This window comes from Actinomadura rudentiformis (genome assembly GCF_008923185.1).
In the GTDB taxonomy this organism is placed as follows: Bacteria; Actinomycetota; Actinomycetes; order Streptosporangiales; family Streptosporangiaceae; genus Spirillospora; species Spirillospora rudentiformis.
In genome coordinates this window covers 35,523-49,564 of sequence record NZ_WBMT01000034.1, presented here as the reverse complement: position 1 = coordinate 49,564, position 14,042 = coordinate 35,523, and the positions used below count along the sequence as shown (strand labels likewise).

Genomic DNA, 14,042 nt, shown 5'->3' with positions numbered 1-14,042 from the left:
CCACGTTCTTCCGAGCGCCTCACGCGTGCACGCTGCTGCCGGGTCCCTCCTCGTCATCGGCATGATCAGGATCGAGATACTCGTCCTCCGGCCAGAGGCTGTCGGCCAGCCACGCGAGATACTCCTCGTCGCCGGGATCGAGTTCGGCCGTCATCGACTCGGGGTAGCCGCCGCCGTCATCACCCGGCGCCGCATCGTCCGGCGCTCCGCCCCCGGCGTCCGGGGAACGCGCAGGGAGGGCAGGCCGGAGCAGCCGCCGCATGCTCATGATGAACAGGCCGGCGAACATGCCGAGGACCAATGCTGAGATCACGCCACGCCGTCCCTCCCGCGAGACGATTTTTTGTAAGGACCTTGCGTAATGGGCAAACTAGCTGAACGCTACTCGTGGGGTCCATTGAACGCGTGTATGACATGCGGTGGAGGGTCGATGTCGGCCCGAGCGTTTACCCGACCGGGGGCGAGCGATGGTGATCGGCGGGCGCCGGCGGGTGCCCGGCCACGTGATCATGCCCGAAAATGTCAGAGGCGGCCCGTAGTTTGAAGACAACGCGGAAGACCACACCGCCGGACGAGAAGGAGCACGTCATGGCTCCGATGACCGCTTCGGACCTGGCACAGGTGCTGTTCACCACGAGGCTGCAGGCCTCCGACCACCCCACGGACGCCCGCGTGCGCGCGGCCATCGCCGACCGCCTCCGCGTGTGCGACGCCGACTGCTGTGCCGCGTACGTGGCTCAGGAGGCCGGCGATCATCCTGAGGAATACGCGGCCCGCATGCGCTGGGCGCTCACGACCGTCTGCCACGCCTATCCCCACGCCGACTCCCACCTCCGCTCCCGCGCCTACGACCCCTGCCACCAAGTCGCCGCCTGACCCCCTCCGGCCGGGTGGTGCTGAGGTGTGCTGCTTGAGATCTGGGGAGAATGCGGCACAATCGGGGGCATGGCGCAAGCGTTCACTTACTGCCGGATCTGCGAGCCGTTGTGCGGGCTTGAGGCCACCGTGGAGGGCGGGGAGCTGATACGGCTCAGGCCTGACCGGGAGCATCCGCTGTCCAAGGGGTTCGCCTGCCCCAAGGGCATCGCGATGACCGAGGTCCAGAACGATCCGGACCGGGTCCTGCATCCGATGCGGCGGCGGGCGGACGGCGAGTTCGAGCGAGTGAGCTGGGATGAGGCGCTCGCCGACATCGCGGCGCGGCTCAACCGGATCCGCAGGGAGCACGGGGGCGGCGCGATCGGGTGGTATTTCGGCAACCCCGCCTCGTTCTCCTACAGCCACCCGCTCTGGATGAGCGGCTTCATGGGCGCGCTGGGGTCGCGGCACTTCTACTCGGCAGGGTCGCAGGACGTCAACAACCGCTTCGCGGCCAGCGCGCTGCTGTACGGCTCGCCCCTGCTGGTGCCGATCCCCGACCTCAAACGCACGGACCTGCTCGTCATGCTCGGGGCGAACCCGCTGGTCTCGCACGGCAGCCTGGTGACGGCGCCGCGGATCAAGGAGGATCTCGCCGCGATCGTGCGCGGGGGCGGGCGGGTCGTCGTGGTGGATCCGCGGCGGACGGAGACCGCCGCGGCCTTCGAACATCTGCCGGTGGCGCCGGACGGCGATGCCTGGTTGTTGTTGTCGCTGCTGCATGTGATCTTCGCGGAGGGGCTGGAGGACCGGGGGGCCTGTGATCGCGCCCGGGGCGTCCAGCGGCTGCGTGAGGCGGTCAAGGACTTCCCGCCGGAGCAGACCGCGGTGCACAGCGGGGTGGCGGCGGGAGACGTACGGGCTCTGGCGCGGTCTCTGGCGGCCTCAGAGCGGCCGGTGGTGTATGGGCGTACTGGTACGTGTCTCGGCCGGTATGGGACGCTCACGGCCTTTCTCATCGACGTGGTGACGCTGGTGGCCGGCGGGCTCGACCGGGTGGGCGGGGCGATCTTCGGGCAGTCGCCGATCCGGATCGACGAGATCGCCAAACGATCGGGGGTCGCCACATACGGCACGGTCCGGTCGCGCGTGGGCGGCTACCCGGACGTGCTCGGCACGTTCCCGGCCGGGGTGATGGCCGAGGAGATCCGGGCGCCGGGCACGGGACGGATGCGGGCGCTGATCGTGTCGGCGGGCAACCCGCTCAACTCCGTGCCCGGCAGCGCCGCTCTGGGCGAGGCGCTGGACGAGCTCGACCTGCTTGTCTGCATCGACCTGTACGTGTCGGACACCGGGCGCAAGGCCGACTACGTGCTGCCGGCCACCACGTTCCTCGAACGCGAGGACTTCCCGCTGCCCTTCCTGCAAAACCACCTCACCCCGTACGTCACCTGGACCGAGGCGGTCGTGCCGCCGCGCGGCGAGGCCCGGCAGGAGTGGGAGATCATCGACTCGCTCGCGCGCCGGATGAGGCTGCCGTTGGGCTCGGTCGGCGCGCAGCGTCTCCTGTACAGGATGGGCGTACGGCCTTCACCGCGCACGATGGTGGACGCGCTGCTGCGCACCGGCCCGTACGGCGACTGGTACGGGCTGCGCCGAGGCGGACTCAGCCTGCGCAAGCTGCGTGCCAACCCCCACGGCATCATCCTCGGCGATCACCAGCGCGCCGGCACGCTGCGCAGCCGGATCCTGCACAAGGACAAGAAGGTGCACGTGGCCCCGCCGGAGATCGTCGCCGAGATCGAACGGCTGGCGGCGGCGCCCGCGCCCCCGGACGACTATCCGCTGCGGCTGATCGGGATGCGCGAGCTGCGTTCGCACAACTCTTGGATGCACAACGCGCCCGCCCTGATGCGCGGCAAGCGTGCGCACGCGGCGCGGGTCAACCCCAAGGACGCGGCGGAGTACGGGCTCCAGGACGGCGCCCCGTGCCGTGTCACGTCGGAGCACGGCTCCGTCGTCCTGCCCGTCAAGGTCACCGACGAGATGACGCCCGGCACGATCGCGGTCCCGCACGGCTGGGGACACGACGGCGGCTGGCAGGTGGCCAACGCGGCCGGGGGAGCGAACGTCAACCTGCTCGCCTCTCCGGACCCGGCCGATCTCGAACCTCTCGCCGGAATGGCCCGGCTCAACGGCGTTCCAGTGAAGATCGCCCCTGGTCGACCACCGGCTTGATCGTTCTCAGGGACCCTGGTCGACTGCCTCGGTTGACCGCCCTGCGGCGATCAGGCGGGCGTCAGGCCGCGGAAGGGGCCGTGGGGCGGTGCGGGGCGATGATCCGGCCGTCGGGCAGCAGTTCGCCGGTGTCCTCGAAGACCACGGTGCCGTTGCACAGGAGGCTCCAGCCCTGCTCCGGATGGCAGGCCACCATCCGCGCCGCCTCGCGGTCGAAACCATCGGCCTCCGGACAGGGCGGCTGGTGCACACAGACTGCGTTGGCTGGGACGGGCACGAGATCCTCCACGGGTGTCCTGTGATTTAGGACATACCGCAGCTTGCATCCGGACACCCGAATTATGCAAGGGATCGCCCGAAACTTTACCTTCAGGCCTTGCGGACGATCAACGAAGCAGGTCGTCGTCCGCCTCGTCGCCGTGGTCGACGTCCAGTCCCACCACGGACGTGCAGCCGGTGCAGATCCACTCGGCGATCACGGCCTCGGAGTTGGTGCCGTGCGTGCGGTAGGGGTGCTCCACCTGCCGCCGCCGCATTCCGTGCCCGCACGAGGAGTGCAGCAACCGGCCGCACTGCGGGCATGGCCACACGTCCTCGCGGCGCCGGTGGCACTGCGGGCAGGGCGGCACCTCGGTCAGGTCCGGCGCCTCGAGCGCGCCGAGCTCGTTGAGCCACTCCAGCTCGAGCTCCAGATACTCGTCGCCCGGCCAGCAGTGATCGGCCAGCCAGGCCAGATACTCCTCCGCGCCGGGCTCCAGCACGGCGGTGAGCGATTCAGGGTGTTCGAGACCGGTGGACACGGTGGCGGGAGCGGTCGTGTCCGACTGTGCCTGCGGATTCCGGGGGGAGCCTCCGCGACCGCGTCCCAGGGCGGCCAGCAGCGCCAGCAGACCGAGGAGGGCGGCCGCCATGAGGCCCGTAGCCGTGGCCATCCTGGCGTCCTTTCATGATCTTGTTGCGAGGGGAGACCGATCATGAATTCACTTCACAAAACGCTGAGAAACTACAGGAAAGGCACCTAACGGAAAAGTCGATCAGAAAAGAATCTTTGGGTGCGGACGTACGCCCGGAGTGGTCCGAAACCCCCAGATCGCCGTCCTCACCTGGCCGTTCGCCTGCGGAATCGGCAGTTCGATCACCCGTTAGCGGTGCGCCCTCCAGGAGGAAATTTCTCCCTACGCGAAATCCATGCGATCAGAGGTCGAACCTGATCCAGCGGCTGCGGCTCCATCGTCCTTAAGTCCGCTTTCGCTGCCGCTTGTTGTGATCGTGCCTGTCGCCCCGGAAGGCCGGGCGGCGCGAACGACGCGCGAACGACCATGGAGGAACGAGCATGACGCTCAGCGGACGTACGAAGATCGCGATCGTGGTGGCCGGGATGGCGGGGGCGGCGGGCCTCGCCATGGGAGGCACGGCCCTCGCCGATCCCGGCGGTGGAGGCGGCGTCGAACTGCAGATCGTCGGCGACGAGGCGCTCGGCGGGGCGGGCGCGACGGGCGTCACCGGAGCCGACGCCGACGGCCACGACTGCCCCGAGCGCGGCGGCGGCTCCGGCTCCGGCAGCCCGGCGGCGGACAGCCGATGACCTCGCCCCACCCCGCGGACGAGGGCGCGCTGGCCGAGCGCGCCCTGTTCGAGGTCAAGCGTGTCATCGTCGGCCAGGACCGCATGATCGAGCGGCTGCTCGTGGCGGTCATGGCCGGCGGGCACTGCCTGCTGGAGGGCGTGCCGGGGGTCGCCAAGACGCTCGCCGCCGAGACGCTCGCGACGGTGGTCGGCGGCTCGTTCGCCCGGCTGCAGTTCACCCCCGACCTGGTGCCGTCGGACATCGTCGGCACCCGCATCTACCGGCCCTCGACAGAGCGGTTCGACATCGAGCTCGGCCCCGTGATGGCCAACATCGTGCTCGCGGACGAGATCAACCGGGCCCCCGCCAAGGTGCAGTCGGCGCTGCTGGAGGTCATGGCGGAACGCCAGGTCAGCATCGGCGGGCGCACGTTCCCGGTGCCGGCGCCCTTCCTCGTCCTCGCCACGCAGAACCCGATCGAGTCCGAGGGCGTCTACCAGCTCCCCGAGGCCCAGCGCGACCGGTTCCTCATGAAGATCGACGTCGGTTACCCGACGGAGGCGGAGGAGCTGTCGATCCTCTACCGGATGAGCGTGCACCCGCCGACGCCCTCACCGATCCTGGACACCGAGCGGGTGACAGCTCTCCGGCAGGCCGCCGAACGGGTCTTCGTGCATGACGAGGTGGCGCGGTACGCCGTGCGCCTGGTCGCCGCGACCCGCGATCCGCTCGCCCACGGGATCGCCGACCTGCCCCGGCTGATCTCGTACGGCGCCAGCCCGCGGGCGACGCTCGGCCTTGTGGCCGCGGGGCGGGCGCTGGCGCTGCTGCGCGGCCGGGACTACATGTTGCCGGCCGACGTGCGCGATCTCGCCGCGGACGTGATGGCGCACCGGCTCGTCCTCTCGTTCGACGCGCTCGCCGACGGGATCTCACCGCGGACGATCATCGGCAAGGTCGTCGACGCCCTCCCGCTGCCCCGGATCGCCCCGCGTGACGACGACACCGCGGCCGGCCCCGACGGCACGGGTGACCACGACGGTATGGGTGACCACAAGGGCGCGGGCGGTCTCGGCGGCACGGGAGGCCATGATCTTGACGTGCCGGACCGCCGGGCCGGGGGTGCGGCGGCGTGACGGCCCTCGACCTGCGCTCCCTCGCGCCCGAACAGGCCCTGCGGCGGCTGGAGCTGATCATCATGCGCCGGCTGGACGGGCTGCTGCAGGGCGAGCACCTGGGCCTGCTGCCCGGGCCGGGGACCGAGGCCGCGGAAGGGCGCGAGTACCTGCCCGGCGACGACGTCCGGACGATGGACTGGAACCTCACGGCCCGCACGACCGTCCCTCACGTCCGGGACCGGATCGCCGACCGGGAGCTGGAGACCTGGCTCCTCGTCGACGCCACCGCGAGCATGGACTTCGGCACCGGCCAGGTCGAGAAGCGCGACCTCGCGGTGTACGCCGTCGCCGCGGTCGCCTACCTCACCGAGCGGAGCGGGAACCGCGTCGGCGCCCAGATCCTGCACGGCAGCGGGCTGCGCCACGTCCCGGCGCGGACCGGGCGGCCGCACCTGCTCGGCCTGCTGCGGTCCCTGCTGGAGGTGCCGCGGAACCGTCCCGGCGGGCACGGCGCGCCGTCCCTCGGCGCGGGCGCCGACCTCCTGCTCCGGACGACGGCGCGCCGCCGGGGGCTGGCCGTGGTGGTCTCCGACTTCCTGGAGACGGTCGAGTCGTGGGAACGGCCGCTGCGGCTGCTGGCCCGGCATCACCAGGTCCTGGCCGTCGAGGTCGTGGATCCACGTGAGCTGTCGCTCCCCGACGTCGGGCTCCTCACGGTGGTCGACCCGGAGACGGGCCGGCGCCGGGAGATCCCGACGGCGAGCCGCCGCCTGCGCGAGCGGTACGCGGTCGCCGCGGCCGAGCAGCGGGCGGCGATCTCGGCGGCCCTGCGCCGGTCCGGGGCGGCCCATCTGCGGCTGCACACGGACGGCGACTGGATGCGCGACATCGTCCAGCACGTCATGATCCAGCGGCGGCTGGCCACGGTGGCCCACCCACCACCGCCCGGAGGCGCGGCATGAGCAGCCTGAGCTTCCTCGCGCCGTTCCGGCTGCTGTTCCTGATCGCGCTGCTGCTCCTCCTCGGCGTGTACGTGGTGATGCAGCTGCGGCGGAGCCGTTACGCGGTCCGCTTCACCAACCTCGCCCTCCTGGAGAAGGTCGCCCCGGCGCGTCCGGGCTGGCGGCGGCATCTGCCCGCCGCCGCGTTCCTCCTCATGCTCGGGTTGTTCGTCACCGGTTTCGCCCGGCCCGCGGCCGACGTCCGCGTCCCGCGCGAACAGGCGACGATCATGGTGGCGGTGGACGTGTCGTCCTCGATGGAGGCGACCGACGTCGAGCCCGACCGGCTCACGGCGGCCAAGCGCGCCGCCCGCTCGTTCGTCGACGGCCTGCCCGCGCGCTTCAACGTCGGCCTGGTCGCGTTCTCGGGCACCGCGACGGTGACCGTGCCGCCGACCACCGACCGCGCGGCCATGCGCGCCGGGGTGGACCGGCTGGCGCTCGGGCCGCGGACCGCGATCGGCGAGGGCGTCATCGCCTCGCTGGAGGCGATCGCGAGCTTCGGCGCCCAGTTCGGCGAGGCGGCGCCGCCGGGACGCGTGGTCCTGCTCTCCGACGGCACCAACACCGCCGGGCGCAGCCCCGCCGAGGCCGCTCGCCGGGCGGCCGACGCCCGGGTGCCGGTCTCGACGATCGCGTACGGCACCGCGGAGGGCGTCATCTACCAGAGGGGGACGCCGATCAGAGTGCCCGTGGACGGGCCCGCGCTGGAGACCCTCGCGCAGGACACGGGCGGCCGCTTCTACGAGGCCGCCACCGGAAGCGAGCTGCGTCAGGTCTACCAGGACATCGGCAGCAGCATCGGCTACCGCGTCGAGCAGCGAGAGGTGTGGGCGTGGTTCGTCGCGGCCGGCCTGATCCTCGCCTGCGCCACCGCCGGAACCTCCCTCGTGTGGTTCTCCCGCCTCCCGTAGTGAACGTGTGTAAGGAGCCAGCATGAACCACCGAGCCGGTTCGTCCGACGGAAGATTCGGACTCGGAGAGCCGCGAGGCCCGGACTTCGTCGCCCCTCCGCCGACTCCGGTCTGGCCCGTCGACACTTCGCCCGCACCCGCACCACCACCCGTCCCGGAGAGCGCACCGGCGCGAAGGGCGTCCCGGATCATGGTCGCGGCGATCCTGGCGGCCGCGCTGACCGGGGGAGTGGCGGGCGCCGCCGGGGGCCTGCTCACCGGCGACCGTGAAGCGGGCCCTCTCGCGCAGTCCACCGCGGGTCCCGCGAACGGCGCCGGCGATCTCAGCGACGTCGCCGCCCGCGTCCAGCCGAGCGTGGTGTCGATCGAGGTCCGCTCCGGCAGCTCGCGCGGGACCGGCTCCGGCTTCGTCATCGACCGCGCCGGTCACATCCTCACCAACGCCCACGTCGTCGAGGGCGGCGGGACCGCGACCGTGGTGCTCGCCGACCGCCGCCGGGTCACCGCGCGGCTGCTGGGGGCCGACCGGGCGAACGACCTGGCCGTGCTCTCGATCGCCGCGTCCGACAGCCCGCCGCCGCTGGCCTTCGGCCGGTCCGCCGACGTCCGGGTCGGCGACCCGGTGCTGGCGCTCGGCTCCCCGCTGGGCCTGGCCGGAACGGTGACGTCCGGTATCGTCAGCGCGCTCAGCCGAGAGGTCCGCCTCGGCGACGGCGATCGTCAGACCGCCCTGCAGACCGACGCGTCGATCAACCCCGGCAACTCCGGCGGGCCGCTGGTCAACGCGCGCGGCGAGGTGGTCGGCGTCAACACCGCGATCGCGACCCTCAGCCGCGGCGGGAGCGGCGGGTCGATCGGCATCGGCTTCGCGATCCCCGTCGACCGCGCGGTCGACGGGGCCCAGCGGATCATCCGCTGAGCCCCTGCTGAGCCCCCATGCCGAGTCCTCCTGCGGAACGAAACGGGAGAAAGGTAACGTCACAGGATGAGAGTGCTCGTGGTGGAGGACGAGGAGGACCTCGTCGAGGCGCTCCGGTACGGGCTGGTCCGGGCCGACTACGCGGTCGACATCGCGCTGGACATCGCGCAGGCGTCCGAGAAGCTCTACGCCGCCTCGTACGACCTGATGATCCTGGACCTCAACCTGCCGGACGGCGACGGATTCGAGCTGTGCCGCGCGGTCCGCGCCGGCGAGCTGAACGGGGAGAGCGGGCCGGGGCTGCGGATCCTCATGCTCACCGCCCGGGACCGGCTCGACGACCGCGTGCGCGGCCTGGACGAGGGCGCCGACGACTACCTGGTCAAGCCGTTCGCGTTCCCTGAGCTGCTGGCCCGGGTGCGGGCGCTGCTACGCCGCGAGAGCGCCGCGGGTTCGGCCGTCTGGCAGGTCGGCGACCTGCGGCTGGACACCGGCCGGTACGAGGCGTTCCGCGGCGACCGCCGGCTGCAGCTGACGCCCAAGGAGTTCGCGGTGCTGCGCTATCTCATGAGCAGGCCCGGCGACGTCGTGTCGTCGGAGGACCTGCTCGAACACGTCTGGGACGAGAACGCCGACCCGTTCACCAACACCGTCCGGGTCACGGTCGGGACCCTGCGCCGCAAACTCGCGGTCGAGGACGAGGAACAGCTCATCGAGACGGTCGTCAGGCACGGCTACCGCCTCCTGGAGAACGTACCGGACAGGTCATGAAGATCAAGCCGCCGCTGCCGGGATTCATGCAGACGATCAGGTTCCGGCTCACCGTGCTGTACTCGACCCTGCTGTTCACGCTCACCGCGTTCGTCCTGGGCGGGGTCTACTTCATGGTGGAGCGCAGCACCGACGCCCACCCCATCACCAAGACCTTCCGGGCCGAGAAGGTCGTCGTGCAGTCCGACGGCACCCGTGTGCCCTTCGGGTCGCCGGTCGAGGTCGTCAAGGTGCGGCAGGTCGAGGAGGCGGTCAACTACAAGACCCAGCGGACCATCAAGAAGTTCTCGCTGATCACGCTGGGCGGGATGTTCCTGGCCAGCCTGGCGATCGGCTGGATCCTGTCCGGCCGCGCGCTCAAACCCGTCCGCGCGATCGCCCGCACCGCCGAGGAGATCCAGGCCACCGACCTGTCGCGGCGGATCGAGCTGTCGGGGCCCAAGGACGAGCTGCGCTATCTGGCCGACACCATCGACTCGATGCTCGACCGCCTGGACACCGCGTTCCGCGCCCAGCGCCAGCTCATCGACGACGCGTCCCACGAGCTGCGCAGCCCCCTGGCGATCATCCGCGCCAACCTCGACACCGTGCTCACCGCCCCCGACGCCGACGAGTCCGACCGGCGCCGGGCCGTCCAGGTGGTCGACCGGGCCACCACCCGCATGACCCGCCTCGTCGAGGACCTGCTCGCCACCGCCCGCCGCTCCGCCCCCGCGCTGCACGACACCGACGTGGATCTGGCGGCCGTCGCCCGCGAGGCCGCCGAGGAGTTCGACTCGATCGCGGGCATCCGCGAGCTCACCATCGAACGGCGGCTCCGCCCGGGCCTCGCCACCATCGGAGATCCCGACGCGCTCCGCCGGGCCGTCGGCAACCTGCTGTCCAACGCCGTCCGGCTGGCCCCCTCCGGGAGCGACATCCTCCTGGCCGCCGACCGTGTGGACGGCTGGCAGTGGATCGCGGTGCGGGACGCGGGCCCCGGCCTGGGCCCCGACGACCAGGCCCGCGTCTTCGACCGCTTCTGGCGGGGCAGCGAATCCCGCCGCTCCAGGGAGAGCCGCACCGGCCTGGGACTGGCGATCGTCCGCCAGATCGTCGAGTCCCACGGAGGCCAGGTCAGGCTCTTCTCCGAGCAGGGCGTCGGCAGCACGTTCATCCTCTGGTTCCCCGCGTCCACCACCGCCCGCTCCCCGGACACCACCCCACCCGAAACCGACCCTCTGGAAGCCCTGAACACCGCCTAGAACTCGCCGGAGCGTCCACGGCTCTCCGTTGGGAGAGCCTTGATCGGGGCTTCATCGCCGTGTCATGACGGCGACACCCGTCCGTGAGGGGATGGTCGCCGAGTCACCACCCATCCGGAGGGCCCGCATGGACCGGCAGACCTTCCCGTACGACCACGACGTCCTCGCCACGTTCCCCGGCGCCCGGTCGTACGAACGCGGGGAGCTGGAGACCACCTATCTGGCCGAGCGCGCGGGCGTCCCCTACCTGATCCTCGTGCCGCGCGCAGCCGGCGGCTCCGTCACAGTGATCGCCTTCGAGGACGAGCGCGAACGCGCCGCCCACCTGACGCAGCCGGTCACCGCCTGATCTGACGCCACCGGGAAGCTGGTCATCATCATCCCGGCCTGACGTCGTCTTTCACGCCCCACCCTGTGGTTTTCCGCAGGGTGGGGCTGCGGCGCGCGCCCGGGGAGGTCGACGGCCCGCTGCATGGTGGCCGGACCGCCTGGTTTCTAGCGTCTAAGCATGATCGAAATGATGCGAGCGATGGCGGCGGAGGCCGAGCCTGTCGGGGGCGTCGCGGGGTGGGCCACCGACCTGATGGAGAAGCTCGGCGCACCGGGTGCGGGGCTGGCGATCGCCTTGGAGAACCTGTTCCCGCCCCTGCCCAGCGAGGTGATCCTGCCGCTGGCCGGGTTCACGGCGGCGCAGGGGGACATGAACCTGATCGCTGCGCTGGTCTGGACGACGATCGGGTCGGTGGTGGGCGCGCTGGCGCTGTACGGCATCGGCGCGGCGATCGGGCGGGACCGGGTGCGGGCGCTGGTGGCGCGGCTGCCGCTGGTGAAGGTGGCGGACCTGGACCGGACCGAGGCGTGGTTCGCCAAGCACGGCGCCAAGGCGGTGTTCTTCGGGCGGATGATCCCGATCTTCCGGAGTCTGATCTCGGTCCCGGCGGGCGTCGAGCGCATGCGGTTGACGACGTTCCTGGCGCTCACCACGGCGGGCAGCTTCATCTGGAACGCGGCGTTCGTCATGGCGGGCTACGGTCTCGGTGACAACTGGCGCACGGTCGAGGAGTACGTGGGCGTCTACTCCAAGGGTGTGCTGGCCGTGGCCGTCCTGCTGGCGCTGGTCTTCCTGGTCGTACGTATCGTGAAGGCACGACGGGCCGCTCCGCCGCAGCGGGCGGGCGCCCACCGCATCGACCATGAACGAGACTTCGAACGTGATCGAGTCGGCTGAGCCCACCGAGGCCGCGGCGCAGCAGGACCGGCGCCGCGGCTTCGTCGCGCGCCTGGCCTGGGCGGCGGCAGGGCTGCTGCTGGGGGCCATGAGCGCCGGGGCCGAGCTGTTCCTGCTGGCCGTGGCCGCGCCGGTCATGGCGTACGCACTGGCCTTCTCGCGCGGGCAGCGCACCGTTCCCAAGGTGGTCGCCGATGGCGCGCTGAAGCTGAGCGAGCTGGAGCGGCGGCGGCTGTCGGTCTTCTTCGGCCATACGGAAGGTGCCGACTACGGGGCTGTGCGGGCGCTGGCCTATCTGGTGCTGCGGGTCCCCATCGGGCTGCTCGGCGGTGTGATCCTGCTCCTGACGGTGTACGGGGCGGTCGTCGTCGTCGCGCTGGCGGCGAGCTGGTGGATCACCGGCGAATACATGGACGGCATCCCGCCCGAGCCGTGGATCGTGGCCTACACCGCCATCTTCTGCCTGGTGCTGGCCTTCATCGCGATCCAGGGGCTGGTCGGCGTGGTCGTCCTGGAACGGAAGGTGGCGCGGCGCAGCCTCGGGCCCAGCCCGCTGGAGGCGTACGAGCGGCGGATCGCCCAGCTGTCGGTGAGCCGGGCCGAGGTCATCGACGCCGTGGACGACGAGCGGCGCCGGATCGAACGGGACCTCCACGACGGTGTGCAGCAGCGCCTCGTCGCCCTCGGCATGCTGATCGGGCGGGCCCGGCGGGCCTCGGGCGGCGACGAGGAACGGGCGCGGGAACTGCTGAGGCAGGCGCACGAGGAGTCGCAGCGGGCCCTGGAGGACCTGCGCGAGGTCGCATGGCGCGTCTATCCGGCCGCGCTGGACGGCGAAGGCCTGCAGACGGCGCTGGAGACGGTCGCCGAACGTTCGCCGGTGCCGGTGACGATCGACTACGAGTTGGCCGTACGGCCGCCGCACGCGGTGGAGACCGCCGCCTACTTCATCGTCTGCGAGGCCGTCACCAACGCCAACAAGCACTCGGCCGCCGACCGGGTGGCGGTCCGGCTCACCGGGGACGAGAGGATGATCCACGTGCGGATCGAGGATGACGGGAACGGGGGAGCCGACCCGGCGGGCGGCGGTCTGGCCGGGCTGGCCCGCCGGGTCGCCGCGCTGGACGGGACGTTCGGGGTCGACAGCCCGCCCGGCGGGCCGACGGTGATCAGGGCGGAGCTGCCGTGCGCGTGATGCTCGCCGAGGACTCGACGTTGCTGCGCGAGGGCCTCGTCCGGCTGCTGGCCGAGGAGGGGCACGAGGTCGCGGCGGCGGTCGGCGACGCCGACGCGCTGCTGGCGGCGGTCGAGCCCGCGCCGCCGGACGTGGTCGTCGTCGATGTGCGGATGCCGCCCACCCATACCGACGAGGGCCTGCGCGCGGCTCTGGAGATCCGGCGGCGCTGGCCCCAGGTCGGGGTGCTGGTCCTGTCGCAGTACGTGGAGAAGCGCTACGCCACCGAGCTCATCACCAGCGACACCGGCCGGCAGCGGCACGGCGTCGGCTACCTGCTCAAGGACCGGGTGGCTCAGGTCGACGAGTTCCTGGACGCGCTCGACCGGGTCGGGGACGGCGGCGCCGCGTTCGACCCGGAGGTCGTCCGCCAGTTGCTCGTGCGCAGCTCGAAGGCCGACCCGCTCAGCCGGCTCACCCCGCGCGAGCGGGACGTGCTCGACCACATGGCGCAGGGACACACCAACGCGTCGATCGCGGCGCACCTCCACGTCTCGCAGAGTGCCGTGGAAAAGCACGTCAACGCCATCTTCGACAAGCTCGACCTGTCGCACGCCAGCGGCTACAGCCGCCGTGTACTCGCCGTTCTGCGCTATCTCGGCTCATAGGGTGCGGCCTGCGGGCCGAGGACGTCGCGGCGGCGGCATAAACCGGATTGTCCGAAGTGACGCGTGAGAGTCGGGGTGTTCTGGGTATCACCGAGGGTGATGCGCCGATTACGGGGCGCAGAGTTACAAGGGGGGACAATGGCCCAGAACAAGCCATCCAAGTCGGGTAAGCCCAGCAAACCGGCCAGCAAGACCGGCCGGGACGCCAAGCAGCAGCAGGACAGGAAGCAGCAGCAGGACAAGCGGTCGGCGAACCAGCAGCGTCCCAACGCGGACCAGTCGCCGAACGCGTCGCGTCCGATCGACGAGTGAACCGATTCCACCGGATTTCTGATGGAGGGT

Annotated in this window: 17 protein-coding genes; 14 read left to right on the top strand and 3 right to left on the bottom strand. The window is 71.4% G+C overall.

Annotated features, from left to right (window positions below; genetic code table 11):
* Positions 1-19: 19 nt before the first annotated feature.
* The gene (locus F8566_RS47365; RefSeq protein WP_151570655.1) at positions 20-313 is read right to left on the bottom strand and encodes a hypothetical protein; all 294 of its coding nucleotides are present in this window, start codon (positions 311-313) and stop codon (positions 20-22) included.
* Between the two features lie 275 nt (positions 314-588).
* Here F8566_RS47365 and F8566_RS47360 point away from each other — a divergent pair, with 275 nt between their 5' ends.
* On the top strand, positions 589-876 hold the full coding sequence (locus tag F8566_RS47360) for a hypothetical protein (protein ID WP_151570653.1): 288 nt from the start codon (positions 589-591) through the stop codon (positions 874-876).
* Positions 877-945: 69 nt separating this feature from the next.
* Positions 946-3,096, top strand: a complete 2,151-nt coding sequence (locus F8566_RS47355; protein ID WP_151570651.1) for a molybdopterin-containing oxidoreductase family protein — start codon at positions 946-948, stop codon at positions 3,094-3,096.
* 61 nt (positions 3,097-3,157) lie between these two features.
* Here the strand turns inward: F8566_RS47355 and F8566_RS47350 are convergent, their stop codons facing one another.
* Both F8566_RS47350 and F8566_RS50675 read right to left on the bottom strand, forming a co-directional pair.
* The gene (locus tag F8566_RS47350; RefSeq protein WP_151570649.1) at positions 3,158-3,373 is read right to left on the bottom strand and encodes a DUF5999 family protein; all 216 of its coding nucleotides are present in this window, start codon (positions 3,371-3,373) and stop codon (positions 3,158-3,160) included.
* 109 nt (positions 3,374-3,482) lie between these two features.
* Positions 3,483-4,028 (bottom strand): hypothetical protein, encoded by a 546-nt coding sequence (locus F8566_RS50675; protein ID WP_192810260.1) that lies wholly within the window; start codon positions 4,026-4,028, stop codon positions 3,483-3,485.
* Positions 4,029-4,429: 401 nt separating this feature from the next.
* On the opposite strand from F8566_RS50675, the gene F8566_RS47340 reads away from it, so the two are divergent.
* The 12 genes from F8566_RS47340 to F8566_RS50670 all read left to right on the top strand — a co-directional run bounded on the left by F8566_RS47340 (position 4,430) and on the right by F8566_RS50670 (position 14,012).
* The gene (locus F8566_RS47340) at positions 4,430-4,681 is read left to right on the top strand and encodes a hypothetical protein (protein WP_151570647.1); all 252 of its coding nucleotides are present in this window, start codon (positions 4,430-4,432) and stop codon (positions 4,679-4,681) included.
* Positions 4,678-5,799 (top strand): AAA family ATPase, encoded by a 1,122-nt coding sequence (locus F8566_RS47335; protein WP_151570645.1) that lies wholly within the window; start codon positions 4,678-4,680, stop codon positions 5,797-5,799. Before F8566_RS47340 ends, F8566_RS47335 begins: the two co-directional genes overlap by 4 nt.
* Before the next feature lie 62 nt (positions 5,800-5,861).
* Positions 5,862-6,743, top strand: coding sequence for a DUF58 domain-containing protein (locus F8566_RS47330; protein ID WP_151570766.1), 882 nt, complete (start codon positions 5,862-5,864; stop codon positions 6,741-6,743).
* 5 nt (positions 6,744-6,748) lie between these two features.
* Positions 6,749-7,696, top strand: a complete 948-nt coding sequence (locus tag F8566_RS47325) for a VWA domain-containing protein (RefSeq protein WP_151570764.1) — start codon at positions 6,749-6,751, stop codon at positions 7,694-7,696.
* A gap of 22 nt (positions 7,697-7,718) precedes the next feature.
* Positions 7,719-8,615 (top strand): S1C family serine protease, encoded by an 897-nt coding sequence (locus F8566_RS47320; protein ID WP_151570643.1) that lies wholly within the window; start codon positions 7,719-7,721, stop codon positions 8,613-8,615.
* A 66-nt stretch (positions 8,616-8,681) separates the two neighbouring features.
* Positions 8,682-9,386, top strand: coding sequence for a response regulator transcription factor (locus tag F8566_RS47315; protein ID WP_151570641.1), 705 nt, complete (start codon positions 8,682-8,684; stop codon positions 9,384-9,386).
* Positions 9,383-10,630 (top strand): sensor histidine kinase, encoded by a 1,248-nt coding sequence (locus F8566_RS47310; protein ID WP_151570639.1) that lies wholly within the window; start codon positions 9,383-9,385, stop codon positions 10,628-10,630. Before F8566_RS47315 ends, F8566_RS47310 begins: the two co-directional genes overlap by 4 nt.
* A 64-nt stretch (positions 10,631-10,694) precedes the next feature.
* Entirely contained in the window at positions 10,695-10,979 is a 285-nt protein-coding gene (locus F8566_RS47305) for a hypothetical protein (protein ID WP_151570637.1), read from the top strand.
* Between the two features lie 159 nt (positions 10,980-11,138).
* Positions 11,139-11,858, top strand: a complete 720-nt coding sequence (locus tag F8566_RS47300) for a DedA family protein (RefSeq protein WP_404800408.1) — start codon at positions 11,139-11,141, stop codon at positions 11,856-11,858.
* Positions 11,824-13,053 carry a sensor histidine kinase gene (locus tag F8566_RS47295; protein ID WP_151570636.1) on the top strand — a complete coding sequence of 410 codons (1,230 nt, stop codon included), beginning with the start codon at positions 11,824-11,826 and terminating at the stop codon, positions 13,051-13,053. Before F8566_RS47300 ends, F8566_RS47295 begins: the two co-directional genes overlap by 35 nt.
* A complete protein-coding gene (locus F8566_RS47290; protein ID WP_151570634.1) occupies positions 13,044-13,700 on the top strand; it encodes a response regulator in 657 nt (218 codons plus the stop codon). The genes F8566_RS47295 and F8566_RS47290 overlap by 10 nt, the downstream gene beginning before the upstream one ends.
* Before the next feature lie 138 nt (positions 13,701-13,838).
* Positions 13,839-14,012, top strand: a complete 174-nt coding sequence (locus F8566_RS50670; protein WP_192810259.1) for a hypothetical protein — start codon at positions 13,839-13,841, stop codon at positions 14,010-14,012.
* Positions 14,013-14,042 lie beyond the last annotated feature (30 nt).